Consider the following 26,164-nt stretch of genomic DNA (forward strand, 5'->3'; position numbering starts at 1 on the left):
GGTCGCTCGACCGCATGCCTGGCTGGCACCACATACGACAGACAGGGAACGACTGTGCCTACGTACAGCCCGAAGGCGGGTGACGTGACCCGCAAGTGGTACGTCATCGACGCCACTGACGTAGTGCTCGGCCGTCTCTCCGTCGCAGCGGCCAACCTGCTGCGCGGTAAGACCAAGCCGACCTACGCGCCGAACGTCGATGGTGGCGACTTCGTCATCATCATCAACGCTGACAAGGTTGCCATCTCCGGCAACAAGCGTGAGAACAAGTTCATCCACACCCACTCCGGGCACCCGGGCGGTCTCAAGTCCCGCTCCGTCGGCCAGATCCTGGACACCCGCCCCGACCGTCTGGTCGAGCGCGCCGTCAAGGGCATGATCCCGAAGAACAAGCTGGGTAACAGCATCGGCGGCAAGCTGAAGGTCTACGCAGGCCCGAACCACCCGCATGCCGCTCAGCAGCCCATCCCCTTCGAGATCAAGCAGGTTGCCCAGTGACCGCTCCTGAGGAATTCAACGACGACTACGTCGTCGAGGACACCACCGTCGAGGTCGTCGAGGAGGGTGACGGCTACGAGGCCGAGTACACCGCCGAGGAGACCTTCGCGCCGGTTCTCATCGATCGCCCGATCCAGACCGTCGGCCGTCGTAAGGAAGCCGTCGTTCGCGTGCGCATGGTGCCGGGTACCGGCAACTTCGTGCTGAACGGCCGCACCATCGAGAACTACTTCCCGAACAAGGTGCACCAGCAGCTGGTCAAGTCGCCGCTGGTGACCGTCGAGCGCGTCGAGTCCTTCGACATCTTCGCTCGCCTGGTCGGTGGCGGTCCCTCGGGTCAGGCCGGCGCGCTGCGCCTGGCCATCGCCCGTGCGCTGATCGAGGTCACCCCGGACGACCGTCCCGCCCTCAAGCGTGCCGGCTTCCTGACTCGTGACCCGCGTGCCACCGAGCGTAAGAAGTACGGCCTCAAGAAGGCCCGTAAGGCGCCTCAGTACTCGAAGCGCTGATTTTTCGTCGCACGGCTCTACCGTGCCCGCCCCTTTTCGTGGACGGGCACGGTACGGTCTACGCGGCAACCTGTACGAGAGCAGGCTCCCCGCAACGGTTTTCGACCGTCGCACCGGGCGCCTGCTCTCGTGCTGTATCGACCTATCAGGGGTGAGGTTATGGGACGTTTGTTCGGCACCGACGGAGTCCGCGGGCTCGCCAACGACTCGTTGAGTCCCGAGTTGGCGCTTGCCGTGTCGAGTGCGGCCGCGCAGGTGCTCAGCCGGGGCAAGAAGCGTGCGCTGGCGGTCGTCGGCCGTGATCCGCGCGCCAGCGGCGAAATGCTGGAAGCCGCCGTCACCGCCGGCCTGACTTCCGCGGGCGTGGACGTGCTCTCGGTCGGCGTGCTGCCGACGCCCGCCGTCGCCTACCTGACCGGCGTCTTCGACGCCTGCCTGGGCGTGATGATCTCCGCCTCGCACAACCCCATGCCGGATAACGGCATCAAGATCTTCGCGGCGGGCGGGCACAAGCTCGACGACGCCATCGAGGACCGCATCGAAGCCCTCATCGCCGAAGGCGGCTTCCACCGCCCGACCGGCGGGGCCATCGGGCGCGTGCTCGGCAAGCCCGGACAGCTGTTCGGCGCGCACGATCAGTACAGCCTCGAAGGCACCCACGAACGCTATGTGGAACACCTGGTGGAAGCCACCGGGCGCGACCTGAGCGGACTCACCGTGGTGGTCGACTGCGCGCACGGCGCGGCCTCTGAGGTCGGCCCTGCGGCGCTGCGCGAGGCGGGTGCGACGGTTATCGCCATCAACGCCGATCCCGATGGCTTGAATATCAATGACGGTTGCGGCTCAACGCATCTGGAGCAGATTCAGCGCGCGGTGCGCGAGCACGGCGGCGATCTGGGACTGGCGCTGGACGGCGACGCCGATCGCTGCCTCGCGGTGGACGCACAGGGCAATGTGGTCGACGGCGATGCCATCATGGCCATTATCGCGCTGGCCATGCGGGACTCCGGTGAGCTGGCCGAGAACACGCTCGTCGCGACCGTCATGAGCAATCTCGGGCTGCATATCGCCATGCGCGATGCGGGAATCGCCATGCGCACCACCGCCGTCGGCGACCGCTACGTGCTGGAGGAGTTGCGCCGCAGCGGGCTCAATCTCGGCGGCGAGCAGTCCGGGCACGTGGTGCTGCCGCAGTTCGGCACCACCGGCGACGGTGTGCTCACGGGTCTCAAGCTCATGGCGCGGATGGCCGAAACCGGCCGCACCCTGGCCGATCTCGCGTCCATCGTGCGGACGGTGCCGCAGGTGCTGGTGAACGTGCACGTCTCGGACAAGGCCGCCGTCGCCTCCGCCCCGGAGGTGCTGGAGGCGGTCGCCGAGGGGGAGCGGCTGCTGGGTGACACCGGGCGAATCCTGTTGCGCCCCAGCGGTACCGAACAGCTGGTGCGGGTCATGGTGGAGGCCACCGATCCGACCCAGGCGCAGCGGCTCGCGGACGATCTCGCCAAGCTCGTCGCGGCTGTCTGAACGCCGACCCGATCGAATACGTAAGCGCCCCTCGATCATTCGATCGAGGGGCGCTGTGCTGTCGCTATTCGGCCGCGCCGTCGCTATTCCTCGGTGAGCTTGCCCGCGTCGAGGTGCCAGCGGCGGGTGGCTCGGACATTGTCGAGCATGCGGCGGTCGTGGGTCACCAGTAGCACTGTGCCGGTGAAGGATTCGACGGCCTGCTCGAGCTGCTCGATGGCGGGCAGGTCCAGGTGGTTGGTGGGCTCGTCCAGGACCAGGAGGTTGACGCCCCGGGCCTGCAACAGCGCCAGCGCGGCGCGGGTGCGCTCGCCGGGGGAGAGGGTGTCGTTGGGGCGCAGCACATGTGGACCGCGCAGGCCGAATTTGGCCAGCAGGGTGCGGACTTCGGCTTCGGGCCAGTCCGGGATCTCGGCGCTGAAGGTGTCCGCGAGGGTGTCGGTGCCGCGGAACAGGCCGCGGGCCTGATCCACCTCGCCGATGGCGACGCCGGAGCCCAGGTGCGCGGATCCGGTGTCCGGCTTGGTCTTTCCGAGCAGCAGGGACAGCAGGGTGGACTTGCCCGCGCCATTGGCTCCGGTGAGGACGATGCGGTCGCCGTAGTCGACCTGGAGGGTGATCGGGCCGAGGGTGAAATCGCCGCGGGTGACGGTGGCGTGCGACAGCGTGGCCACCACCGTGCCGCTGCGCGGGGCGGCGGCGATGATCATGCGCAGTTCCCATTCCTTGCGCGGCTCCTCCACCGCGTCCAGGCGTTCGATGCGCTTGATCGTCTGCTTGACCTTCGACGCCTGCTTCTCGGTCGATTCGGCGCGGGTTTTGCGGCCCATCTTGTCGGAGTCGTTCTTGCCCTTGCGGCGGGCGTTGCGGACGCCGTGTTCCATCCAATTGCGTTGCATGACAGCGCGTGCCTCGAGTCCGGCCTTGGTATCGGCGAACTCGTCGTACGCCTCGCGGGCGTGCCTGCGGGCGATATCGCGTTCCTCCAGATAGGACTCGTAGCCGCCGTCGTAGACGCCAACCTGCTGCTGCGCCAGATCCAGTTCCACGATGCGATTCACGGTGCGGGCCAAGAACTCTCGGTCGTGGCTGATCACCATGAGCGGCTCGCGGACGCCGGTGACGAACTGCTCCAGGCGGTCCAGGCCGCTCAGATCGAGATCGTTGGTCGGCTCGTCGAGCAGCAGAATGTCGAAGCGGGACAACAGGACCGAGGCCAGACCGGCGCGGGCGGCCTGACCGCCGGACAGCACCGTCATGGGGGTGTCCAGGCCGTGCGGGAGGCTCTCGCTCAGGCCGAGATCGGCGGCGATCTCATCGGCGCGCTGTTCCAGATCCGCGCCGCCCAGGGCCAGCCAGCGCTCCAGCGCGGGGGAGAACTCGTCCTCACCGCCGTCGGCCAGGCGTTCGGCGGCCTCGTCCATGGTGCGCTGGGCTTCGCCGACGCCGGTGCGGCGGCGCAGGAATTCCAGCACCGTCTCACCTTCGACGCGTTCGGGTTCCTGAGCCAGATAGCCGACGGTGGCGTCGGGCGGGCTGAGGGTGATCTCGCCCTCGGGGGCGCGCCCGTCGGCGAGCATGCGCAGCAGGGTGGACTTTCCGGCGCCGTTCACCCCGACCAGGCCGATCACATCGCCGGGGGCCAGCACGAGATCGAGGTCTTCGAAGAGGGTGCGTTCGCCGTGTCCGGCAGCGAGTCCGCGCGCATGCAGAGTGGTGCTCACCTGCGCAATTGTGCCCTGTTCGGGGTTGCACCCTGACTCCGGGCCTACTGAAGTTCAGGGTCGGAATGGGTCATGGGACCGATGCCGGGCCGGGTCGCGACAAGGAAAGTGGAGGTATGACTACTCAGACCACCAAGCGTCTTACCCGTTCCAGCCAGGACAAGTGGATTGCCGGAGTCTGCGGCGGGCTCGCCGAATACTTCGGTATCAGCGCCGGACTCGTTCGGTTCCTGTTCGTACTGTCCTGCCTGCTGCCCGGACCGCAGTTCGTGCTGTACCTGATTCTGTGGGTGGTGATTCCGAAGCGCTGACGCGTGTTTCGCGCGTGGGCGAGTTGTGCACAGCTGAGAGTTATCCACAATCGGTATGAAGCTGCTGCGTGGGTGTTGCGCGGATGACAGGATGGTAACCACGTCATCGCGGAGGAGCGCATATGGTCACATCGGGTGATCTGCCGGGGCTTGACCTGCCGAATTTCGACTCGCACACCGAACTCGGTGCGCTCGGCGCCGTCGAACTACAACATCCCACGCAGGATATCGACGGCGACGGCCTACTCGACACCGTGACCACCACCAGCGATCACGCCATGCATGTGTGGACTGATCTGGATCACGACGGTTACGCCGACCATGTCACCGTCGTGGACAGCGGGGGTGACTACTCCGCCTGGGAGTTCCACCACCACCCGGACGGCAGTAGCGAGTGGGTCCGCACAGACGAAGGCCGCCTGGGCAAATAACCGAACCGGGGGGTTCGACGAGGGGGGATCGATGCCTGGATTCAACGCGCTCGGAGTAGATCTCGACGCCCTGCGCACCACCGTCACCGCATTGCGCGGCAGCGCCGAAACGCTGGGGCGGCAATCCCGGCGCATTACCGAACACCCCCTCGGCCCCGACCACGCGGGCCGCGACTACGCGGCGCAGGGCGCGGCCATCCACGCGGGTCTCGAGCGCATTGCGGCCTGCCTGGCGCACTGGAGCACCGCCACGGGCGCCATCGCCGATGTATTCGACCATGCCGCAACCGAATACGACCGCATGGATCGCGAGCGCGCCGCCCAACTCACGGCGGTGCACCCGTGAGCTTCGACGCCACCGGCAAATCGGCAGACCAAATCCTCGACTACGGCGCGCCGGGCCTGGAGTACTGGGAACAATTCCTGCCCAGATACGCCAAAGCCTTCGATGCCCACCGCGACGCCTCGCTCCCGGCCCTGCAAGCCGCCTACGACGAACAGCGCGGCGCGAACCTGCCCCAATTCGACACCGCCGCCACCGAATTGGCGAAGGCGCTGGCCGAGGCCGAATCCCAATGGTCGGCGCAATGGACAGCCGCCCAATCGCTCCCCACCCTGTGGACCGGCCCCGCCGGCGCCGAGGCGCAAACCACCCTCATCGCCCACTTGCGCCGAGCCAGAACAGATCTCGACGCCGCAAATACGGCCGCCGCCGCTCTCGCCGACCTCATCGAGCCCCTTCGTCAAGCGGTCCTCACCAAGGCCGAGTCCACCCTCGCCCTCCTCGATCACTCACCGAGTGGCACAGGGAAACTCGCGATAGACGGCAAATCCCCCGAAGACGTCGACACCCTGATAGCCGATAACGCCACCTACTGGCTCACCACCACCTTCAAACCCGATATCGAGCACAAACTCGACACCTTCACCGCCGCATGCCAATCCACCGCCGCCACCTTCGAATCCCACTACGCCACCGCCATAAGCGCCCTCACCCAAGTCCTCGACCTCCCCTACCCACATCCCGCCGCCCTCACCCCGCCCACCCCGTCTCCGGAACCCGTTCCCTCCCAACCACATCACTCGGTCCCGCCTCCCGCCGCAGCAGGCTCCGTACCTCCTGCGATGGTGGGCACCGCCCCCACCGCCACCGCAGGGATGGCACCCGAGACAGTGGGCACCTCACCTTCCGCGACGGTGGGCACCGAGCCTTCCCCCACCGCCGCTCAGCCGATCCCAGCCCAATTGCAGTCACCACTTCACCCGGAGACGTCGCAGAACGCGAGCCCGCAGCAGCCCCCGGACGGTGCGACCCGGCCCCAATCAGCTCCTATCCCCGAAGGTGCGGCGCAGCCCCAACCGATCCCCAATAACGCTGCACCCGAAAGCATCCCGCCCGCCCAGTCGGTCCCCACCTCGCCGGGTACCGCGGCCCCCACCCGCTCCAATCCCGCCACCGCGAGCGAACCCACCGCGTCTCCCGACCGCACCGGCCAAGGCAACCACCCGGATCCATCAGCCAGCCCCCTCACGGCCCTGACCGACCTCATCAAATCCCTGATCTCCGGCCTGGACCTCAGCACCCTGACCGATCTCCTCCACCCCTCGACCACCCCCGGTGACCCGTCCACCCCGGACCCGAACAATCCGGACCCGAACGGTCAGGACAATTCAACAGGTGGTCAGCCAAACCACCCGGCTGCCGATCCAGCCGCCCCGCCGAAACACGCAACACCCCAACCCGATACGAACCCGGACTGCGGAACGGCCGAAAACGCCGCTCCGCCGGACAAAACACACCCCGCCCCGAACAATCCGGCACCCGCCCCGAACCCCGAGGGCCAATGCCCTCCCCAGATCCAGGTCTGCCCGACCGCACCGGACACCAAAACCCAAGCACCGCACGAAGGATGTCAGCCACCTCATCCGGAGTGCCTCGACCAGCCGAACCTCAATGGCGCAGACTCGCGGCCCGGATGCCCGCCCCGTAGCGATGACACGACTTCGCCACAGCCCCCGCCGGACTGCGATGACTCACTCCCGCAGCGCGAGTGCAAGCCACTCAACGGCGACTCGCCGGAAATAGGCAAGATCCCGCCCGAAACCGCCGACGCGGCCTCACCTCCACCGGACGGAGTCGCCACACCGCCGATCGATCCCCAGGCTCCCGGCAACAGCTCGCCCGCCCCGACTCCGGAAAACCCTGCGCCGGACAGCAACCCACCCCTCGACGACCACGGCGACACCGCCGTCGAAATCCCCGACTCCGGCCTGGAGATCCCGGAGATTCCCCCAGACGTAGCCGACTAGTGCCGCGCCCAGAAGGTTCATACGCCAACCGGGATGACGAAGAGGGTTCCCGCACAGCAGTTTCGGACGTGCCATGCATGCCACTACTCAGCCGGGGCCGCCGCGCTTGCGCCCGCCTGTGCGTCCGCCGGGTGGGCCCTCCGAAGCTACTTGCGCAGGGCCTGGACCAGTTGGAGGATGGGGAGTTTTTGTGGCTCGGCGGGTTCTTCCTCGACGGCTTCGGGGTCGACGATCTGGGTGTGGGGGATGACGGCTTCGGGGTCGGCGAAGGGTTTGTATTTCTTGTCGCCGAGGAGGGTGTAGTTGAGGAAGCCGACCAGGAGGGCTCGGGTGAGGCGTTCGGTTTTGGGTTCGTGCTTGCCCGCGCCGAGGGCGGCGAGGGCGCGGCGGCCCTCGACCATGCCGTTGTGGGTGGCGCGGTCCAGGGAGCGCAGGGTGGCGGGGCCGCCCCAGGCCAGGCCGAGGGGGATGGCGTTGGAGCTGACCGCGTCGATGTCCTCGGCGCCCGCCAGGATCAGTGCGGGAGCATCGATTCCGGGGGCGAGGGACTCGCCGGAGGGGGCGGTGGGGGAGGGATAGAGGGCCGCCACCGCGGACACCTCGCGCTGCGAGGCCGCGATGATGGCCGCGCCCGCGCCCATACCGTGCCCGGCGAGGGCGAGCTTGTCCGGATGCACGCTGATATCGCCCGAACCCAGCCGCACACCCGTGCAGATGTCCAGGGTGGTTACCAGATCCGTCGCCAGGTTCAGATGCGAGGGAATCGGGCCGCGCTCGGTATCCGGGGCGGCCGCGACGTAACCCCACGACGCCAGATGTTCCAGCAGTCGCCGATAGTTCGCCGCCCCGGCCAGCCAGCCGTGCCCGAATGCCACCGCGGGTAGGTTGAGCCCCTTCTCGGGCGTGTAGACCACGCCCGGTTGCCCGGCTATGCCGAGGTTGCCGCGCAGCACCGCATGCGGGCCGCGGGCGGTCAAGGTGCTCAGAAGCGATTTCACAGACGCCGACACGAGAGTGAACTTATCCGATCGTCGCGTGCTTGGGGCGTTTCGCCCGGTCCCGCGCGCATCCGGATTCGCACACCGCCCCGGCCTCGGTAGGCTGAGCCCCCATGTGCGGAATCGTGGGGTACGTCGGGTACAGGGATGCCCTCGGCGTGGTGGTTGACGCGTTGCGCCGCATGGAATATCGCGGCTACGACTCCGCCGGAGTCGCCATTCTCGACGGCCTGGGCGGGCTCGCCGTCGAACGTAAGGCCGGTCGCCTGGCCAATCTCGAGGCGGAACTCGCCGAAACCGGAATCGACGGATTCGTCGGCACCACCGGTATGGGCCACACCCGCTGGGCCACACACGGCGCGCCGACCGATCGCAACGCGCACCCGCATCGGGATGCGACCGCGCGGGTCGCGGTGGTGCACAACGGCATCATCGAGAACTTCGCGCCACTGCGCCGCGAACTCGAGGACGCCGGAATCGAACTCGGCAGCGATACCGATACCGAGGTCGCCGTGCACCTGGTGGCGCGCGCGTACGCCGCGGGCGATACCGCCGGGGATTTCGTCGGCTCCGCGCTCGCGGTGGTGCGCCGCCTCGAAGGCGCGTTCACGCTGCTCTTCACACACGCCGACCATCCCGGCACGATCGTGGCAGCTCGCCGCTCCACCCCGCTGGTGGTCGGGGTCGGTCAGGGCGAGATGTTCCTGGCCTCGGATGTGACCGCGTTCATCGAACACACCCGGGAAGCCGTTGAGCTCGGCCAGGATCAGGCCGTCGTCATCACCGCCGACTCGTACACCGTCACCGATTTCAACGGCTCGACCGAAGGCGTGCGCACCCGCCCCTTCACCATCGACTGGGATCTGGCCGCCGCCGAGAAAGGCGGCCACGACTACTTCATGCTCAAGGAAATCGAGGAACAGCCCGCGGGTGTCGCCGACACGCTCATCGGGCATTTCCTCGACGGCCGCATCGTGCTCGACGAACAGCGCCTCGCCGATCAGGAACTGCGCGAATTCGACAAGGTGTTCGTAGTCGCCTGCGGCAGTTCGTATCACGCGGGCCTGCTCGCCAAATACGCCATCGAACACTGGACCCGGCTGCCCGTCGAGGTCGAGCTGGCCAGCGAATTCCGCTACCGCGACCCGGTGCTGGACCGCTCCACCCTGGTGGTCGCCATCTCCCAATCCGGGGAGACCGCCGACACGCTCGAAGCGGTCCGGCACGCCAAGGATCAGAAGGCGCGAGTCCTGGCCATCTGCAACACCAATGGCGCGCAGATCCCCCGCGAATCCGACGCCGTGCTCTACACCCGCACCGGACCGGAGATCGGCGTCGCCTCCACCAAGGCGTTCCTGGCGCAGATCACCGCCAACTACCTGGTCGGCCTGGCGCTGGCGCAGGCTCGCGGCACCAAGTACCCGGATGAGGTGGCGCGCGAATTCGCCGAACTCGAAGCCATGCCGAAACTCGTGGCGCGCGTACTGGAATCGGGTGATCAGATCCGTGCCCTGGCCCGTGAACTCGCGCATGTGGAAACCGTGCTGTTCCTGGGCCGCCACGTCGGCTACCCGGTCGCCCTGGAGGGCGCGCTGAAGCTCAAGGAACTGGCGTACATCCACGCCGAGGGCTTCGCGGCGGGCGAACTCAAGCACGGGCCCATCGCGCTGATCGAAGAGGGTCTGCCCGTCTTCGTGGTCATGCCGTCCCCGAAGAGTCGTGCGGTGCTGCACTCCAAGCTGTTGAGCAATATCCGCGAGATCCAGGCCCGCGGCGCGCGCACCATCGTGATCGCCGAGGAGGGTGACGACACCGTGCGTCCCTTCGCCGACCATCTCATCGAAATCCCGGCGGCCCCAACCCTTTTCCAGCCTCTGCTGGCGACGGTGCCGCTTCAGATCTTCGCCGCCGAGGTGGCGCAGGCGCGTGGCTACGACGTGGACAAGCCCCGCAATCTCGCCAAGTCCGTCACCGTCGAATAGCTCGAGTCCAGGGGTTTCAGGGGCGTAAGCCCCTGAAAGCCAGGAGGGTTCGTCTTCTATTCGACGGTGACCGTGCCCTTCATATCCGGATGCAGCGGGCACAGGTAGCGGTAGGTGCCGGGCGTGGTGAAGGTGAAGCTCCACTCGCCCTTGCGAATGATCGGGCTGTTGATGCCGAGCGCGATATCGCCGATGCCCTGCACCGCGTGCGGGGCCTTGTCATCGAACTTCCAGGTGACCTTGTCGCCCGCTTTGACGGTGAGGGCGGCGGGGGAGAACTTCATATCCGCGACATTCACCGTCACATCGGCGGGCTGACGCGGACCGGACGGTGCGGCGGCGGAACTGGTGGCCACCGTCGTCGTGGCCGTCGCCGACTTCGGGGAATCCGAACCGCAGCCGCTCGCGATCAGCGCCCCCGCGACGACGGTCACGAGCAGCAGCACACGGGCGGGCGAGGGGCGGCGGATAGGCATGCCAGCCAGCGTAACCGCCACGATTTGCGGGCAATTCGCAGGTGGTCGCCCGCCCGGAAATGACCGAACCGCCCGGCGGGTCGTGCTGTCGTTCTCCGGTCCGGCGTAGTCTGCGTACGTCGTAGGCAGGCGGGGCTAGCCCGCGAATCTCGGCTGCGGGAGGCGAACGATGACCGGTCCGGCACTGCGCGGGTACTACACGGCCGATGAGGTGCGAGCCGCGGAAGCGGAGCTGTTCACTCGCGTGCCGGAGGGAATGCCCATGCGCCGCGCGGCTTTCGGGCTCGCCGAGGTGGTGGTGCGGGAATTGCGCGAACGGACCGGGGGAGTGGCCGGACGGACGGTGACGCTGCTCGTCGGATCCGGTGACAATGGCGGGGATGCGCTGTGGGCCGGGTCATTCCTGCGGCGGCGAGGCGTCGCGGTGGACGCGGTACTGCTCTCGCCGGAACGGGCGCACGCGGCGGGGCTCGCCGCGCTGCGGAAGGCGGGCGGGCGGATTCGCTCCGATATCGGAACGCCCGCTCTTGTCATCGACGGAATCGTCGGTATCTCCGGGCGCGGTCCGCTCCGGCCGGAAGCCGCGAAACTTGTTTCGGGAGTCGATGTTCCGATCATCGCGGCGGATCTTCCCAGTGGCGTGGATGCCGATACCGGCGTCGTCGCGGGTCCTGCCGTCCGAGCCGCCGTCACGGTGGCTTTCGGGGCGTACAAGCCAGTACACGCGCTCGCGGCTCCCTACTGCGGTCGAATCGAACTGGTGCCCATCGGGTTACGACTCCCCGATCCGAATCTCGCAGCGCTGGAACCGGAGTCGATCGGAACGTCCTGGCCGGTCCCGCACGCCACCGATGACAAATACACCCAGGGCGTCACGGGCGTCTGCGCGGGCAGCGCCAAATACCCGGGAGCTGCAATCCTGTGCACCGGCGGCGCGGTGGCCGCCACCTCCGGCATGGTCCGCTACGCCGGAACCGGCTCGCCGCAGGTGCTCGAACACTTCCCGGAAGTCGTTGCCGCGCCTTCTATTTCGGAAACCGGCCGAGTCCAGTCCTGGGTCTTCGGCCCCGGCGCGGGCACCGATTCCGATGCCCGCGACCGCTTAGCCGAAATCCTCGCCACCGATCTGCCCGTCGTGGTGGACGCCGACGGGCTCACCCTGCTCGCCGCCGATCCCGGCCTGCTGAGCGCACGCCGCGCACCCACCGTCCTCACCCCGCACGCGGGTGAATTCGCCCGCCTCACCGGCTCCGACCCCGCCCCCGACCGAGTAGCCGCGGTTCGCAAACTCTCCGACTCATGGCAGGTGACGGTCCTGCTCAAGGGTCGAGCCACCCTGATCGCCACCCCCGGCCATCCCGTGCTGGTCAATGAGGCGGGCGGTTCCTGGGCAGCCACCGCTGGTGCGGGCGATATCCTCTCCGGCGTCATCGCCGCCCTGCTGGCCTCGGGCCACGACCCCACCTGGTCCGCCGCCGCGGCTGCGCGAGTCCACGCTCTCGCCGCTAATCTCGCCGCACACGCGAACACCGTTGCGGGCGCTCCAATCTCGGCATCCCCGCTGCTGCACCACATCCGCGCGGCCATCGGCACCCTGCGCGAGCTGTCCGGCCGCTGATCTTCTGATTGCCCATTGCTGAAACGCGTTCTAGGTTTGGCGCATGGGAGGGAATGTGAATCACAGGATCGCGCTGCGTAATGTCCGGGTTTTCGATGGTACGAAGGTCGGGGCACCAGCCACGGTGGTGATCGACGGCTCGGTAATCGGCGTTGATGCCACGGGGGCGGAGGTAGTCGATGCCGACGGCGCTGTGCTCGTGCCCGGATTCATCGACGCGCATGTGCACCTGGACGAACTGAATGTGCTCAATCAGCTGGCAGCGCACGGTGTTACGACCGGACTCGAAATGGGCTCGCTCCAGTCCGAGCTGATTGCCGCACTGCGCGCACAGACCGGTGCGGCGACGTTGCGCAGCGCGGGTGTGCCGATCATCGGATCCGCCGGTGTGCACGCGCAGGTGCCCGGTGTTGCCGACCTCGCGGTTATTCGCAGTCCGGAGGATGCAGAGGCGATGGTGGCGCAGCGCGTTGCCGAGGGCTCGGACTACATCAAGCTGATTCTGGAGGCCCCGGGTGAGGGCGGGCCGGACGCTCAAAGCACGAAAGCCGTTGTGGCCGAAGCGCATGCGCGGAACCTGCTGGTGATCGCGCACACCTCGACTCCCGGCGCATACACGCTGGCGGTGGACTGCGGGGTCGATATCCTCACCCACATCCCGATGGGCGCGGTGCTGTCCGACGGTGAGATCGAGCGGATGGCGGCAGGAGGGCACATCGTGGTCCCGACCCTGACCATGATGGAGGGCTGTGCCGAATTGTTCGGCGTCGCACCCGCTTTCGCCGCTGCGCTGACCAGCGTCGGCGCGCTGCACGCGGCCGGGGTTCCGATCCTCGCGGGTACTGACGCCAACCGCACGCCGGGCGTGCCTTTCCATCCGGAACCCGGGCAGAGCCTGCATCACGAGCTGGAATTGCTTGTGCGCGCCGGTCTTTCGACCATCGACGCGCTAAACGCGGCTACTACCCTGCCCGCCCGGCACTTCGGGCTTACCGATCGCGGCATCATCGCCCCGGGTATGCGCGCCGACCTGGTGCTGCTCGACGGCGACCCGATCGCCGACATCCGCGCGACCCGCGCGATCCGCGGAATCTGGTGCGGCGGTGTCGAACACCCGGTTGCCGATGCTCGCTGACCGATCGAGTGCCGTGCGTGCACCGCGCCCGCGCTCACACGGATTGAACGGCCAGGTGCATGGCCGCTCGCCCAGCCGCGACGATGGGGTGATCCGCCGCGCCGCGCCGGTAGGCCAGGCGGGTGCGGCGGTGCGTCGGCAGGGGCGTGAGGACGATGCCGGGCGGGACGAATGACAAGCCCAGATCCGGTACCAGCGCCACGCCCTGACCGGCGGCGACCAGCGCCAGCACCGCGCCGAAATCATCGGCGTGATGACGGATGCGCGGGGTGAATCCGGCCGCGCGGCAGGCCCGAACCGTCATGGCGTGGCAGAGCGTGCCCGGAGTGCTGGCAATCCACGAGGAATCACGCTGCGCGACAAGAGCTTCGGAGTCGACTGGCGATTCGGCCGTGGCAAGGGGCTCGGACGCGACAGGTTTCTCGGACACCGCAACGACTTCGGATGCGGCAAGAGGTTCGGGCGTGGCGGGTTCCGGACTCGTCGGGGGTCTGGGTACGGCCAGGTGGACGGTTTCGGTGAGCAGCGGTTCGGTGTCGAGGCCGGGTTCGGGATCCATCGGGACGTAGTCGTATTCCTGGACCAGGGCGATATCCAGGGTTTCGGCGCGCAGGGCGGCGGGGGCGGCGGCCGGATCCAGTTCTGTGACAAGCAGTTCCAGGTGTGGGTGGGCGCGGCTGAGGGTCACCAGGGCGGGGGACAGGATGGTGCGGACGGCGGTGGGGAAGGCGCCGATGCGCAGGGTTCCGGTGAGTTCGGTTCGGGCCGTAGCCAATTCGGCCGTCGCCTGGGTGACCGTGGCCAGAATGGTTTCGGTGTGCTCGACCAGGCGCAGGGCGGCGGGGGTGAGGGTGACGCTGCGGCCGGTGCGTTCCAGCAGTGGCACCCCGGTTTCCCGCTCCAGCGCCGTGAGCTGTTGCGAGACCGCGGAGGGGGTGTAGGACAGCGCCTCCGCGACGGCCGCGATGGTTTTGCGGTGCGCGAGTTCGCGCAGCAGGCGCAGGCGACGTAGATCCAGCATCAGTACAGCTTATGCTCGGCGGCAGAAACATGAAATGGACGTGACGGTCCAGCGCGACCAGGCTGATGGCATGACACTCACCGGGTTGTTCGTGCCGCTTGTCACCCCGTTCACCGCCACCGGAGCCGTGGCCGCGACCGCGCTGGAGGGGCTCGCGCACGAGGTCCTCGACGCGGGGGCGACCGGAATCGTCGCACTCGGCACCACCGGGGAACCCGATCTGCTCACCGAGGACGAGCGCCGCCGCGTCCTGGACATCTGCGCGAATGTCTGCGCCGAACGCCAGGTTCCGCTCATCGCCGCCGCCGGATCGAATGTCACCGCGACCTCGACGCGCGCGCTCGCCGAACTCGACCTGCGGGTCACCGCCGCCCTCACCGTGGTGCCGTACTACCTGCGCCCCTCCGAAGCCGGTGTGCTGGAACACTTCCGGCAGCTCGCCGCCGCCAGTCCGGTCCCGCTGGTGATCTACCACATCCCGTACCGCACCGGCCGCACCCTGAGCGCCGAAACCCTGTGCCGCCTGGCCGAATTGCCGAATGTCGCGGGCTTCAAATACACCGCGGGCGGTATCGACGACGAGACCATCGCCTTCATGAGCCGGGCCGCCGATGACACCGCGGTGCTGGCCGGTGACGACCTGTACGCCGCGCCCCTGCTCGCCCTCGGCGCCACCGGAGCCATTCTGGCCTGCGCGAATATCGCCCCCGCCGCCTACGCCGAACTGGTCTCGGCCTGGCGCACCGGCCCCCTCGACCGCGCCCGTCGCATCGGCAACACCCTGGCCCCGCTCGCCTCCGCCCTCTTCGCCGAACCCAATCCCACTGTCCTCAAAGGAGTGCTGGCCGCCCAGGGCCGCATCCCCACCCCCGCCGTCCGCCTCCCGCTGCTCCCCGCAGGCGATACCGCCGTCGCCGCCGCCCTCACCGCACTCGAGTCCACCTACGCCCCGCACGCGATCTGAGCGCCGCGCCCCGCTCACGATGCCGGGTGTGACGGGTGTCGCGCCGCCCGGGATGGCAGGATCGGGGGCGTGAACAAGCCCGATCCGCAGGTGGAGACCGTCGTCGACCTAGCCGCCATCGCCCACAACGTGCGCATCGTGGCCGAGCACGCCGGGGACGCGGCGGTCATGGTGGTGGTGAAGGCGGACGGGTACAACCACGGCGCGATCGAGGTCGCCGCGGCCGCGCTCGCCGCGGGTGCGCGCGAAATCGGCGTCACCACCATCGAAGAGGCGCTGAAACTGCGCGCCGCCGGGATCACCGCGCCGATCCTGTGCTGGCTCAACACCTTCGACTCCGATTACGCGAGCGCCATCGCCGCCGATATCGAGATCGCGGTCTCGGATACGGCGCAATTGGAGGCCGTCGCCGCGGCCGCCCGCGCACTGGACCGCACGGCGATCCTCTCGCTCAAGGTCGATACCGGACTGAACCGCAATGGCATCGCCCCGGCCGAATATCCGCGGGTGCTGACCCTGCTCCGCGAACTGGTCGACGATCGGACGGTCCGATTCCGTGCCATCTTCTCCCATCTCGCGCACGCCGACACCCCCGATCACCCGGGCATCGATATGCAGCGCGCCCGCTTCCTCGAAGCCATCGCGACCGCGAAAGAGCACGGGCTGCAACCGGAATTGGTGCATCTGGCCAATTCCGCCGCCGCCCTCACCCGCCCGGACCTGGCCTTCGATATGGTCCGCCCCGGCATCGCCGTCTACGGACTGTCCCCGATCCCGGAGATCTCCGATTTCGGCCTGCGCCCGGCCATGACCCTGCGCGCCCGGGTCGCCCTGGTGAAACAGGTCGCCGCCGGTGAAGGCGTCTCGTACGGCCATCAGTGGATCGCCCCGCACGACACCACCGTCGCCCTCATCCCCGCCGGATACGCCGACGGCGTGCCGCGCCCGCTGAGCGGCCGCTTCGACGTCTGGCTAGGAGGGGAACGCAGACCCAATATCGGCCGCATCTGCATGGATCAGTTCGTCGTCGACCTCGGCGACAACGCGGCCGGAATCAGCGAAGGCGATCCCGCCATCCTCTTCGGCGGCGACGCGGGCGTCCCACACGCCCAGGAATGGGCCGACCTGCTCGGCACCATCAACTACGAAATCGTCTGCGCCCCACGCGGCCGCGTCGTCCGCACCTACATCGGCGGCGTCCGATGACCGCACCCGGTATGCGCACCCTGCCCACCGTCGAGGACACCGAAGCCCTCGGCCGCGAACTCGCCGCGCAATTGCAGCCCGGCGATCTGGTCATCCTCGATGGACCGCTCGGCGCGGGCAAGACCGCACTCACCCGGGGCATCGCCGCCGGGCTCGGCGTCCAGGGCCGGGTCAGCTCACCGACTTTCATCATCGCCCGCCAGCATCGCGCCGGCGACGACCCCACCTCCATCGCCCTGGTGCACGTGGACGCCTACCGCCTCGGCGGTGACCTCGACGAACTCGACGCCCTCGACCTGGACACCGACCTGCACGATGCCGTGGTCGTCGTCGAATGGGGCCTCGGCGTGGTCGAGCACCTGGCCGACCGCCACCTCCGCGTCCTGCTCCGCCGCGAATTCGACTCCGACATCCGCACCGCCGAATGGGAGTGGGTGTCCGCCAACTAGCGCGCGGGCCGCACACCGGGTCGAGTGGCCTCGACCACCCGGTATCGTTAGGCCAATCATGCTTGTACTGGCTGTTGACACCTCGACCCCTGCCGTCACGGCGGGACTGGTGGAACTCGAACCGGCGGACGAGGGCAACAACGCACCTCGCATCACCACGATCACCTCCCAGGTGACCGTGGACGCACGCGCGCACAACGAGGTGCTGACCCCGCAGATCCTGGCCTGCCTCGCCGAATCCGGCCGCACCAGAGCCGAGATCGACGCCGTCGTCGCCGGTATCGGACCCGGACCGTTCACCGGTCTGCGCGTCGGCATGGCCACCGCCGCCGCCTTCGCCGACGCGCTCGGCATACCCGTCTACGGCGTGTGCAGCCTCGACGCCATCGCCGCCGACACCGAGAGCTACCTGCGGGATCCGGCCGAACCGGTGGAACTGCTCGTCGTCACCGACGCCCGCCGCCGCGAGGTGTACTGGGCGCGCTACCGCGCCGAGGGCCGCGTCGAAGGTCCGGAAGTGAGCAAGCCCGCCGATCTCGATCCGGGCACCGCGACCGTCATCGCCGGATCCGCCTCGCACGTCGACTACTTCGATCTGCCCGTGCTGCCGGTGGAAACCCCGTCACCGTCCGGGCTGGTGCGCATCGCCGCCCGCGACATCCTCGCCGGAGTCACCCCCGAACCACTGGTGCCGCTGTACCTGCGCCGCCCCGACGCGGTCGAGAAGAGCTATGCGCAGGTGGGCCGATGACCATCCGCATCGAACCGATGCGGCCGGCCGATGCCGTGCGCTGCGCCGAACTCGAACAGCTGCTCTTCCCGGAAGACGATCCGTGGCATGAGGTCTCGTTCCTGTCGGAACTGGCCGCCTCACACAATCGGTACATCACCGCGCGCGACGCCGACGGCCGCATGATCGGCTACGCCGGAATCGCATTGCTGGGCACCGACGATCAGCCCGAAGCCGAAATCCACACCATCGGCGTCGACCCGGAACTGCATCGCGGCGGCGTCGGCACCCAACTGCTGCACGCCATGCTCGCCGAAGCCGGACGCCGCGGCGGACCGGTTTTCCTCGAGGTGCGCACCGACAACACCGCCGCCATCGCCCTGTACGAGAAGTACGGCTTCCACATCATCGGGCTGCGGAAGAACTACTACCAGCCCAGCGGCGCCGACGCGTACACCATGCGCAAGCCCGCCATGGCCGGGTACACCCAGGACGCCGGGTTCCCGGAGGACACAGAGGTCTTGTCATGATCGTCATGGGTATCGAGAGCTCCTGCGACGAAACGGGAGTCGGCATCGTGCGGCGACTGCCCGACGGCAGCTGCGAACTGCTCGCCGACGAGGTCGCCTCCAGCGTCGATCAGCACGCGCGCTTCGGCGGCGTGGTGCCCGAAATCGCCTCGCGCGCCCACCTCGAGGCCATCGTGCCCGCCATGCGCCGCGCGCTCGCCGCCGCCGATATCGAGAAGCCGGACGCGCTCGCCGTCACCATCGGACCCGGACTCGCCGGTGCGCTGCTGGTCGGCGTCGCGGCCGCGAAAGCCTATGCGGCGGCGTGGGATATCCCGTTCTACGCGCTGAACCATCTGGGCGGGCATGTCGCCGTCGACACCCTGGAGCACGGGCCGATGCCGCCCGCCGTGGCACTGTTGGTCTCCGGCGGGCACACCCATCTGCTGAAGATCGACGATCTGGCCCAGCCCATCGTGGAACTCGGCAGCACCGTCGACGACGCCGCCGGGGAAGCCTTCGACAAGGTGGCGCGGCTGCTCGGCCTCGGCTATCCGGGCGGACCGGTGCTCGATGCCATTGCCGCCGAAGGCGATCCGCACGCCATCGCCTTCCCGCGCGGTATGACCGGACCCCGCGATCCGCGCTACGACTTCTCGTTCTCCGGACTGAAGACCGCGGTGGCGCGCTACGTCGAGGCCGCCCAGCGCGACGGCCGCGAACTCCCCATCCCGGATATCGCCGCCTCCTTCCAGGAAGCCGTCGCCGACGTCCTGACCATGAAAGCCGTTCGCGCCGTACAGGACAACGGCCTCGACACCCTCGTCCTCGGCGGTGGCGCGACGGCCAACTCCCGCATCCGCTCGCTGGCCGAGGAACGCTGCACCGCGGCGGGCATCACCCTGCGCGTCCCCAAACCCCGCCTGTGCACCGATAACGGCGTCATGATCGCCACCCTCGGCGCCCACGTGATCGCGGGCGGCGCAACCCCTTCCGCACTCACCGTCGCCACCGACCCGGGCCTGCCCGTCTCCACCAGCCAACTCTGAGCGGGAAATCCCGCGGGGAGGGCGAACGCTCACCAGGGCCACGGCGCGGTCGACAGCACCGACAGCGCGAGGCTGGCCGCCGCCATCAGCCCGAGCATCACATTCTTGACCCGCGTGTTCCTGACCCGCATCACCACTCCCATCCCCGGGGACCTGTTCCCCGCAGCGACGCTAGTGGCGCGCGAATTCGCCCTCCAGCCAGAGCTTTCCGCGCCCCGAGAAACCGGGGCGAGATTCACCCCGGTGGCAGGGACGGCGATTCGCCACGCCGATAGCCGTCAGGAATTGCAACGGGTCGGGTGATCGGGGCGATGAGAGGGTTATGGGTCGCACCGAATTCGCTCGCATCGCGAATTGCGGGCCGCGTGAATTGCGAGCCACCCAAATTGGGTGGGTGGCGCGGCGGCTAATCGGTGGGGCGAATCAGGGTGGTGGTGCCGGAGGAGCCGGAATTATTGCGGGGCAGACCCGGAGTGGTGGAACCGGGAGTGCTTGTCGGATTGGTCGGCTCGACCAGATCCGAGGGCGGCAGGCTGGTGCCCAGCAGCGGTCCCAGCAGGCGGGGGAGATCCGAGGGGAAGGGAATCTGGGGTAGGCCCGGATCGGGACGCAGCGGCGGCTGGGCGATGCTGGTCGCGGGGGTGGGGACCGTACTCGGGGTGGCACCGGACTGGCCCGGAGTGGGGGTCGTCGCGGGCGTGCTGCGATGCGAGGGGCTCTGATTGGCGGGCGCGGGCGCGCCGGAAGTGGGGCCGCTCGGCGGCGTGGTGGAGAGCACCGGCTGCTGCACGCCGGTGGTGCTGGGCGAGTAATTGGTGCCCTGCGGTTCGGGGACGAGCTCTTTGACGCCGTAGCCGATGATCAGCCCGACCACGACGATCGCGCCGGCGAGGGTGCCCGCCAGCTTGGTGAAGGTGCCCAGCGGCGCGTCCGAACCGCGGCTGATCACCGGGAAGGTGCTCGGCGTCGCCGAATCCGCCACCAGCGCCGCGCCTTTGGCGATCGCGGCCTCGGGTTCGGGCACGGTGAGCACCGGAACGTCCAGCTGATGCTGCAGATTCGCCAGTACCGCGGGGGTATTCGCGCCGCCGCCGATGACGGCCACCACCTCGGGGAATTTCGGGGCCCGCGCGAAGACGGCGCGTGCGAACACGGCCAGCTCGCGCATGAGATCCGAGACCAGCTCGTCGAAATCCACCCTGGTCAGCTTGAGCGGTTGCCCGGCCACATGGTCGATGGTCACCGCGGGCGCGATGGACAGATGCTCCTTGGCCGCGCGCGACCGATTGAGCAGCATGCCCCGATTCGGGCGGGTGCCGCGCCGGGCCAGGTGGCAGTCCAGCAGATGCTGCAGGATCAGCTCGTCCACGGCATTGCCGCTGACCGTTCCGGTGCGCTCGGAGCGCAATACGGTGTCGTCGGCGTGATCGGCAACGGTGACCGTGGTTCCGGTGGCGCCCAGATCGAGGACGGCGACCGTTTGGTAGCGGTCCAGCAGACCGGTATGCCGCAGAAAGGCCAGTGCCGCTGTGCTTTCGGGGATGAGACGCACATCCCGGCGCTGCCGGCCGATGGCCGAACGGATGATCTGAGCCTGTTCCCGGTCCCGGTAGGCGACCGCGATATCACCGGGCGCGCCCGGCGCCGCGTAATTGTGCGCCGCAGCCAGCGCGGCCGGGTGGGTGCCTACGGGATGCACTGTCTCGCGGGGGATCTGGGTGGTCATCAACTCGATGGAGGAGGCCACCAGATCGCCGAGATCGCTGTGGGCCGTATCCGCGGTGACGACTCGATAGTCGAAGTTCTGCAGACCGTTCGGGGTGGTGGCGACCGTCGCCGAGCACACCACCTCGCTCCCGGCGGAGATGCCGAGGGATGTTCGCATTTTCACCTCCCTTCGAGCGGATGGTCCTGGTGTAGACGACCATCTCGAACGGACTCCGACACCGTCACGTTGATGACGGACGATCCGGAGCTACGGATCCGGCGGGGCCCTTGTCCGATGGGGCGTCGGGACCAGCCAGCGATCACTTGCGGTAAGGCTCTCGTCTCAGCTCTGCGCGGTTTCGCGCGCAGTGGGGTGAAGCAAAGCAACTGTGTAACTGTGTTCGACCGGTGTCGTGACGGACTTGATGCGGCCCTGCCACGCGGCCGTCGTCAATGGTGTCACAATCCGTTATCCGAACGTTACAGATTTTCGTATTTCTTTGGAAGCCCTCAGATTCCCCGGCCGTTCCACTCGGCGTGTCGTATTGCCTGCGAGGATGGCGATGCGTCGGCCACGGCCGATAGCAGAGCCTGGCCTTGAGCGCTGGCACTCCCGTGTATAGAGTGCTAGGTGGCACTGGGTCATGGTCCCGGCACCCGCGACGACGGGGCTTATGCGCAGCGTCAGCAAACGTGACCGAAACCGTGAGCCCGGGGAACCGCCCCGGGCGCGAAGACCCTGAAAAGTGGAGGGCTCAACGTGGCGAGCGTGAACATCAAGCCGCTCGAGGACAAGATCCTCGTCCAGGCCAACGAGGCCGAGACGACGACCGCCTCCGGCCTGGTCATCCCCGACACGGCGAAGGAGAAGCCCCAGGAGGGCACCGTCATCGCCGTCGGCCCCGGCCGCTGGGACGAAGATGGCGAGAAGCGGATCCCGCTGGACGTCAAGGAAGGCGACGTCGTCATCTACAGCAAGTACGGCGGCACCGAGATCAAGTACAACGGTGGCGAGTACCTGATCCTGTCGGCGCGCGACCTGCTGGCCGTCGTCACCAAGTAACGCCAAAACCGGGGCCTCACAGGGGCTTCGCCCCCGAAACCCCCGGCTACACCGCCCCGGCGTCGCGCTTAACAGCTACCGACCCGGGGCGGAGTGCGTTCTCCCCCAACCACTTCAGGAGTAGGTACACACATGCCAAAGCAGATCGAGTTCGACGAGAAGGCTCGTCGCGCCATGGAGCGTGGCGTCGACAAGCTCGCCGACGCCGTGAAGGTCACCCTGGGCCCGCGCGGCCGGCACGTGGTGCTGGCCAAGTCCTTCGGCGGACCGACCGTCACCAACGACGGTGTGACCATCGCCCGCGACATCGATCTCGAGGACCCGTTCGAGAACCTGGGCGCGCAGCTGGTCAAGAGCGTCGCCACCAAGACCAACGATGTCGCCGGCGACGGCACTACCACCGCCACCGTGCTGGCGCAGGCGCTCATCAAGGGCGGCCTGAAGAACATCGCCGCGGGCGCCAACCCGATGACCCTGGGCAAGGGCATGAGCAAGGCCGCCGACGCGGTCACCGCCGCCCTGCAGGCCGCCGCCACCCCGGTCGACGGCGAGAAGGCCATCGCCCAGGTCGCCACCGTGTCCTCGCGTGACGAGGAGATCGGCGCGCTGGTCGGCAAGGCGCTCACCACCGTCGGCAAGGACGGCGTGGTCACCATCGAGGAGTCCTCCTCGACCCAGACCGAGCTGGCCATCACCGAGGGCGTGCAGTTCGACAAGGGCTACCAGTCCCCGTACTTCGTCACCGATCCCGAGACCCAGCAGGCCGTCCTGGAGGATGCCTGGATCCTGCTGAACCGCGAGAAGATCAGCTCGCTGCCGGATCTGCTGCCGCTGCTGGAGAAGATCGCCGAATCCGGTAAGCCGGTCGTGCTGATCGCCGAGGACATCGAGGGCGAGGCGCTGTCCACCCTGGTGGTCAACGCGATTCGCAAGACCCTCAAGGCCGTTGCCGTGAAGGCTCCGTTCTTCGGTGACCGCCGCAAGGCGTTCCTGGACGATCTGGCCATCGTCACCGGCGGCACCGTGATCAACCCGGATCTGGGCATCACGCTGCGCGAGGCGGGCCTCGAGGTGCTGGGCAAGGCCCGTCGCGTCGTGGTCACCAAGGACGAGACCACCATCGTCGAGGGCGCCGGCACCGCCGACGCCATCCAGGCCCGGGTCGCGCAGCTGCGCAAGGAGATCGAGAACACCGACTCCGACTGGGATCGCGAGAAGCTGGAAGAGCGCCTGGCCAAGCTGGCCGGCGGCGTCGCCGTCATCAAGGTCGGCGCGGCCACCGAGACCGAGCTCAAGGAGCGCAAGTACCGCGTCGAGGACGCGGTCTCCTCCGCCAAGGCCGCGGTCGCCGAGGGCATCGTCCCCGGCGGTGGCACCGCCCTGGTGCAGGCCGCCGCGCAGCTGGCCGACCTGAAGGCGTCGCTGACCGGTGACGAGGCGGTCGGCGTCGAGGTCGTGCGCGCCGCGCTGCTGGCCCCGCTGTTCTGGATCGCCAGCAACGCGGGCGTCGACGGCGCGGTCGTGGTCTCCAAGGTCACCGATGGCAAGGACGGCTTCAACGCCGCCACCCTGACCTACGGCGACCTGGTCGCCGAGGGTGTCATCGATCCGGTCAAGGTGACCCGCTCCGCGGTCGAGAACGCCATCTCGGTCGCCCGCATGGTCCTGACCACCGAGTCCGCCATCGTGGAGAAGCCGGCCGAGGAGCCGGCCGACGCCCACCACGGCCACTCGCACTGAAAGTGACCGCCGCACTTCGCGGTTGAGCACGGACCGAGGCCCCCGGACACGAAATGTGTCCGGGGGCCTTGTCATTGGCTGATGCCCCGGCTCGCTGCCGGACGCTCGATGCTGTGCTGGGCAACGATGCCCCGCGTAGCGGGGTTCGTCGTCGTATAACGCGACGAGGCCCCCGGACGGGTGTCCGGGGGCCTCGCGGGAGCATGGAGATTTCACGCGGGAAGGGCGGAGCGGTCCGGGGTGGGAACGGACTGGGCGGATGCCCTGGATTGCGGAGCGAACGGGCTAGTCGCGAATCGCGCGGCTGCGGCCGTTGGCGGGGTGGATCGCGGGGCGATTGTGGTGGATTGCGGTCGGTGGCGCCTGGTCTGCTGCTACGGCTGCGAGAAGGCGTTCGCGGAGTGCGGGCGGGGGCGGTGTGGCCGCCGTGTCCGCCAGCTGGGCGAGGGCCTCTCGGGTGTGCTGCACTTCCTGGGTGAAGGCCGCGCGCAGTACCGGATCGTCGGTATCCAGTAATTCCCGCACCGCGCGCTGATCTTCGTCGCCGATCGATCCCAGCGCGACAGTGTGCGCGAGATCGATCTGGCTTTCGTTCATCTCACGTCACTCCCAAACTTTTCTTGAGTCGTGTCAGTCCATCCCGAATACGGGACTTAACGGTAGGTAACCCTACGCCGAGATAGGCTGCCACCTCGGCATATGTGCGTCCGCCGAAGTAGGCGAGCGAAATGGCTTCCCGCTGGGTCTCGGTCAGAGTGGCCAGCCCCTGCAGCACCGCCTGCTGTTCGAGCCGTCGACCCACCTCTTCGGTGACCTCGTCGAATTCGTTACCCAAAGTACTGGTGCCGTAAGCGACTTCGCGTTGCGCGTGCGCCTGTTCGGCCCGCACGCGGTCGACCGCGCGGCGATGCGCCAGCGTCATGAGCCAGGTCACCGCGGAACCCTTGGCCGGATCGAAATTGGCCGCGGTGCGCCAGATCTGGAGGTACACCTCCTGAGTGGTCTCCTCCGCATACCCCGGATCGTGTAGCACCCGTAGGACCAGCCCGAACACCCGAGCGCAGGTGCGGTCGTAGAGCTCGGCGAATGCCGGCTCGTCGGACTGCCCGCAGCGCTGTAGAAGTGCGGCTAGTTCGAGGCTTTCGGCTGCGCGCGCCGTCATCGCAGAGTCGGCTGACGCCGTCCGCCCGTCCCTGGAACTCTGGAACGAGTCGCCCTCTGCGGCCGGCGGCCGCGCTGTCACAACGCTCCGTTCTGTGTCATCGGCCACGAGGGTAGCCTGCCGCTATAACCTCCTTTCGCGTGGGGGTATCGGCTAAAACGGTTGGCGCGCAGCGGTTTTCCGTTTTGTCCCGACTCGCCCAAACCTGCTTGATCGCAGGACACGCGAAGACACGCCGGAGCATTTGAGAATCGCCGAAGCTTTGCCAGTCACAACCGCCTCCGGCTGTACCAGTGGCCGGTTGTTTGCTAGGCATTCGGCACGCCGCGCCGCGCGGATGGGAAAATTTCTGAACTCACACCCGGCGTGTGCAGCGGTAACGAGGTCGCACGCCTCGTGCGCATCGCTGGTGCACAGCCGTCACAGGAGTGCTCGCGGCACTCGGCCGCGGGGTCTAGGCGACCGCCCGGCGGCGATTGCGGCGCGCGTGCATCTCACGCTCGGTCTCGGACATTCCGCCCCAGATTCCGTAGGGCTCACTGACCTTCAGGGCGTGCGAACGGCACTGCAACAGGACGGGGCAGGACCGGCAGACTTCCTTGGCGCGCATTTCGCGCTGGGCGCGCGCCCGGCCACGTTCGCCGTCAGGATGGAAGAACACCGACGAATCCTGTCCGCGGCAGGACCCGCGCATCTGCCAGTCCCAGACATCGGCGTTCGGACCAGGGAGGTGGGTTGGCATGGGCATGGTGAACTCCTCTTGGTGCGAGCTCGTCGGCATTGTCGAGCGGTGCTGGTGGCAAACAGTGGGCCGCATCACCGGGTCCCGGCGATCGCACTCCGCAGGGGCCGTAATTTCACACGGCGCCAACGGCGGCGATGTCGTACGTTAGGTCGGAGAATGAATTCGCGTCAATAGTCCGATCCATCCGGATTCAAATACCAGTGCATTAGAGAATTAACATCGTAGCTATTTACAAAGTAGGGCCACTGTGGTGATACTGATCGGTTGCCCAGTAGCCCGGCCATGCTCCGATAGCCGATG

The 26,164-nt window shown here is 68.0% G+C and carries 26 protein-coding genes; 18 read left to right on the forward strand and 8 right to left on the reverse strand.

From position 1 onward, the window contains the following. Positions 1 to 54 precede the first annotated feature (54 nt). From rplM to glmM, 3 genes are all read left to right on the forward strand, one after another. Positions 55 to 498: a 50S ribosomal protein L13 gene (gene rplM, locus ACFC0O_RS29305; RefSeq protein ID WP_364640699.1), complete on the forward strand. Its 444-nt coding sequence runs from the start codon at positions 55 to 57 to the stop codon at positions 496 to 498. Further along, a complete protein-coding gene (rpsI, locus tag ACFC0O_RS29310; protein ID WP_364640696.1) occupies positions 495 to 1,007 on the forward strand; it encodes a 30S ribosomal protein S9 in 513 nt (170 codons plus the stop codon). The genes rplM and rpsI overlap by 4 nt, the downstream gene beginning before the upstream one ends. Positions 1,008 to 1,166: 159 nt before the next feature. Further along, entirely contained in the window at positions 1,167 to 2,534 is a 1,368-nt protein-coding gene (glmM, locus tag ACFC0O_RS29315) for a phosphoglucosamine mutase (protein WP_375963252.1), read from the forward strand. 83 nt (positions 2,535 to 2,617) lie between these two features. Here glmM and ACFC0O_RS29320 read toward each other — a convergent pair whose 3' ends face one another. Continuing rightward, on the reverse strand, positions 2,618 to 4,258 hold the full coding sequence (locus ACFC0O_RS29320; protein ID WP_375963255.1) for an ABC-F family ATP-binding cassette domain-containing protein: 1,641 nt from the start codon (positions 4,256 to 4,258) through the stop codon (positions 2,618 to 2,620). A 116-nt stretch (positions 4,259 to 4,374) separates the two neighbouring features. Here ACFC0O_RS29320 and ACFC0O_RS29325 point away from each other — a divergent pair, with 116 nt between their 5' ends. The 4 genes from ACFC0O_RS29325 (at position 4,375) to ACFC0O_RS29340 (ending at position 7,310) form a co-directional block, all read left to right on the forward strand. Beyond that, positions 4,375 to 4,569 carry a PspC domain-containing protein gene (locus tag ACFC0O_RS29325; protein ID WP_364640687.1) on the forward strand — a complete coding sequence of 65 codons (195 nt, stop codon included), beginning with the start codon at positions 4,375 to 4,377 and terminating at the stop codon, positions 4,567 to 4,569. Positions 4,570 to 4,691: 122 nt separating this feature from the next. Next, positions 4,692 to 5,000, forward strand: coding sequence for a DUF6802 family protein (locus ACFC0O_RS29330; protein WP_364640684.1), 309 nt, complete (start codon positions 4,692 to 4,694; stop codon positions 4,998 to 5,000). A 31-nt stretch (positions 5,001 to 5,031) separates the two neighbouring features. After that, complete coding sequence (locus tag ACFC0O_RS29335; protein WP_375963259.1) at positions 5,032 to 5,346, forward strand: hypothetical protein; 315 nt, start codon at positions 5,032 to 5,034, stop codon at positions 5,344 to 5,346. Next, complete coding sequence (locus ACFC0O_RS29340) at positions 5,343 to 7,310, forward strand: hypothetical protein (protein ID WP_375963262.1); 1,968 nt, start codon at positions 5,343 to 5,345, stop codon at positions 7,308 to 7,310. Before ACFC0O_RS29335 ends, ACFC0O_RS29340 begins: the two co-directional genes overlap by 4 nt. Positions 7,311 to 7,456: 146 nt before the next feature. Here the strand turns inward: ACFC0O_RS29340 and ACFC0O_RS29345 are convergent, their stop codons facing one another. Further along, positions 7,457 to 8,320 (reverse strand): dienelactone hydrolase family protein, encoded by an 864-nt coding sequence (locus tag ACFC0O_RS29345; protein ID WP_375963265.1) that lies wholly within the window; start codon positions 8,318 to 8,320, stop codon positions 7,457 to 7,459. A 101-nt stretch (positions 8,321 to 8,421) separates the two neighbouring features. On the opposite strand from ACFC0O_RS29345, the gene glmS reads away from it, so the two are divergent. After that, entirely contained in the window at positions 8,422 to 10,290 is a 1,869-nt protein-coding gene (gene glmS, locus ACFC0O_RS29350) for a glutamine--fructose-6-phosphate transaminase (isomerizing) (RefSeq protein ID WP_375963267.1), read from the forward strand. A 56-nt stretch (positions 10,291 to 10,346) separates the two neighbouring features. Here glmS and ACFC0O_RS29355 read toward each other — a convergent pair whose 3' ends face one another. Beyond that, entirely contained in the window at positions 10,347 to 10,766 is a 420-nt protein-coding gene (locus ACFC0O_RS29355; RefSeq protein WP_375963269.1) for a cupredoxin family copper-binding protein, read from the reverse strand. A 184-nt stretch (positions 10,767 to 10,950) separates the two neighbouring features. Here ACFC0O_RS29355 and ACFC0O_RS29360 point away from each other — a divergent pair, with 184 nt between their 5' ends. Together ACFC0O_RS29360 and ACFC0O_RS29365 are read left to right on the forward strand one after the other, a co-directional pair. Beyond that, positions 10,951 to 12,384 carry an NAD(P)H-hydrate dehydratase gene (locus ACFC0O_RS29360; RefSeq protein ID WP_375963929.1) on the forward strand — a complete coding sequence of 478 codons (1,434 nt, stop codon included), beginning with the start codon at positions 10,951 to 10,953 and terminating at the stop codon, positions 12,382 to 12,384. 55 nt (positions 12,385 to 12,439) lie between these two features. Then, positions 12,440 to 13,519 (forward strand): amidohydrolase family protein, encoded by a 1,080-nt coding sequence (locus ACFC0O_RS29365; protein ID WP_375963272.1) that lies wholly within the window; start codon positions 12,440 to 12,442, stop codon positions 13,517 to 13,519. Between the two features lie 34 nt (positions 13,520 to 13,553). Here ACFC0O_RS29365 and ACFC0O_RS29370 read toward each other — a convergent pair whose 3' ends face one another. Beyond that, positions 13,554 to 14,540, reverse strand: coding sequence for a LysR family transcriptional regulator (locus tag ACFC0O_RS29370; RefSeq protein WP_375963275.1), 987 nt, complete (start codon positions 14,538 to 14,540; stop codon positions 13,554 to 13,556). A 70-nt stretch (positions 14,541 to 14,610) separates the two neighbouring features. Here ACFC0O_RS29370 and dapA point away from each other — a divergent pair, with 70 nt between their 5' ends. From dapA to tsaD, 6 genes are read left to right on the forward strand one after another with little or no spacing between them, the layout of a single operon-like run. Beyond that, entirely contained in the window at positions 14,611 to 15,504 is an 894-nt protein-coding gene (gene dapA / locus ACFC0O_RS29375) for a 4-hydroxy-tetrahydrodipicolinate synthase (protein ID WP_375963278.1), read from the forward strand. Between the two features lie 60 nt (positions 15,505 to 15,564). After that, positions 15,565 to 16,710, forward strand: coding sequence for an alanine racemase (alr, locus tag ACFC0O_RS29380; protein WP_375963932.1), 1,146 nt, complete (start codon positions 15,565 to 15,567; stop codon positions 16,708 to 16,710). After that, a complete protein-coding gene (gene tsaE / locus ACFC0O_RS29385; RefSeq protein ID WP_364640656.1) occupies positions 16,707 to 17,159 on the forward strand; it encodes a tRNA (adenosine(37)-N6)-threonylcarbamoyltransferase complex ATPase subunit type 1 TsaE in 453 nt (150 codons plus the stop codon). The genes alr and tsaE overlap by 4 nt, the downstream gene beginning before the upstream one ends. Positions 17,160 to 17,217: 58 nt before the next feature. After that, on the forward strand, positions 17,218 to 17,910 hold the full coding sequence (tsaB, locus tag ACFC0O_RS29390) for a tRNA (adenosine(37)-N6)-threonylcarbamoyltransferase complex dimerization subunit type 1 TsaB (protein ID WP_375963281.1): 693 nt from the start codon (positions 17,218 to 17,220) through the stop codon (positions 17,908 to 17,910). Beyond that, on the forward strand, positions 17,907 to 18,419 hold the full coding sequence (gene rimI, locus ACFC0O_RS29395; protein WP_364640650.1) for a ribosomal protein S18-alanine N-acetyltransferase: 513 nt from the start codon (positions 17,907 to 17,909) through the stop codon (positions 18,417 to 18,419). Before tsaB ends, rimI begins: the two co-directional genes overlap by 4 nt. Further along, positions 18,416 to 19,447 (forward strand): tRNA (adenosine(37)-N6)-threonylcarbamoyltransferase complex transferase subunit TsaD, encoded by a 1,032-nt coding sequence (gene tsaD / locus ACFC0O_RS29400; protein WP_375963285.1) that lies wholly within the window; start codon positions 18,416 to 18,418, stop codon positions 19,445 to 19,447. Before rimI ends, tsaD begins: the two co-directional genes overlap by 4 nt. Positions 19,448 to 19,853: 406 nt before the next feature. Here tsaD and ACFC0O_RS29405 read toward each other — a convergent pair whose 3' ends face one another. Further along, positions 19,854 to 21,332, reverse strand: coding sequence for an Hsp70 family protein (locus tag ACFC0O_RS29405; protein ID WP_375963288.1), 1,479 nt, complete (start codon positions 21,330 to 21,332; stop codon positions 19,854 to 19,856). A gap of 582 nt (positions 21,333 to 21,914) precedes the next feature. On the opposite strand from ACFC0O_RS29405, the gene groES reads away from it, so the two are divergent. Beyond that, positions 21,915 to 22,217, forward strand: a complete 303-nt coding sequence (gene groES, locus ACFC0O_RS29410) for a co-chaperone GroES (RefSeq protein ID WP_067818842.1) — start codon at positions 21,915 to 21,917, stop codon at positions 22,215 to 22,217. 132 nt (positions 22,218 to 22,349) lie between these two features. Beyond that, entirely contained in the window at positions 22,350 to 23,957 is a 1,608-nt protein-coding gene (groL, locus tag ACFC0O_RS29415; RefSeq protein WP_364640641.1) for a chaperonin GroEL, read from the forward strand. Positions 23,958 to 24,242: 285 nt separating this feature from the next. Here groL and ACFC0O_RS29420 read toward each other — a convergent pair whose 3' ends face one another. The 3 genes from ACFC0O_RS29420 to ACFC0O_RS29430 all read right to left on the reverse strand — a co-directional run bounded on the left by ACFC0O_RS29420 (position 24,243) and on the right by ACFC0O_RS29430 (position 25,867). Next, on the reverse strand, positions 24,243 to 24,554 hold the full coding sequence (locus ACFC0O_RS29420; RefSeq protein ID WP_375963293.1) for a hypothetical protein: 312 nt from the start codon (positions 24,552 to 24,554) through the stop codon (positions 24,243 to 24,245). Between the two features lies 1 nt (position 24,555). Continuing rightward, positions 24,556 to 25,119 (reverse strand): sigma-70 family RNA polymerase sigma factor, encoded by a 564-nt coding sequence (locus ACFC0O_RS29425; protein WP_364640635.1) that lies wholly within the window; start codon positions 25,117 to 25,119, stop codon positions 24,556 to 24,558. A 454-nt stretch (positions 25,120 to 25,573) separates the two neighbouring features. Then, on the reverse strand, positions 25,574 to 25,867 hold the full coding sequence (locus ACFC0O_RS29430) for a WhiB family transcriptional regulator (RefSeq protein ID WP_067561966.1): 294 nt from the start codon (positions 25,865 to 25,867) through the stop codon (positions 25,574 to 25,576). Positions 25,868 to 26,164: the final 297 nt, after the last annotated feature.

Origin of the sequence: Nocardia sp. NPDC056100, from assembly GCF_042266325.1 — a bacterium.
Taxonomy (GTDB): domain Bacteria; phylum Actinomycetota; class Actinomycetes; order Mycobacteriales; family Mycobacteriaceae; genus Nocardia.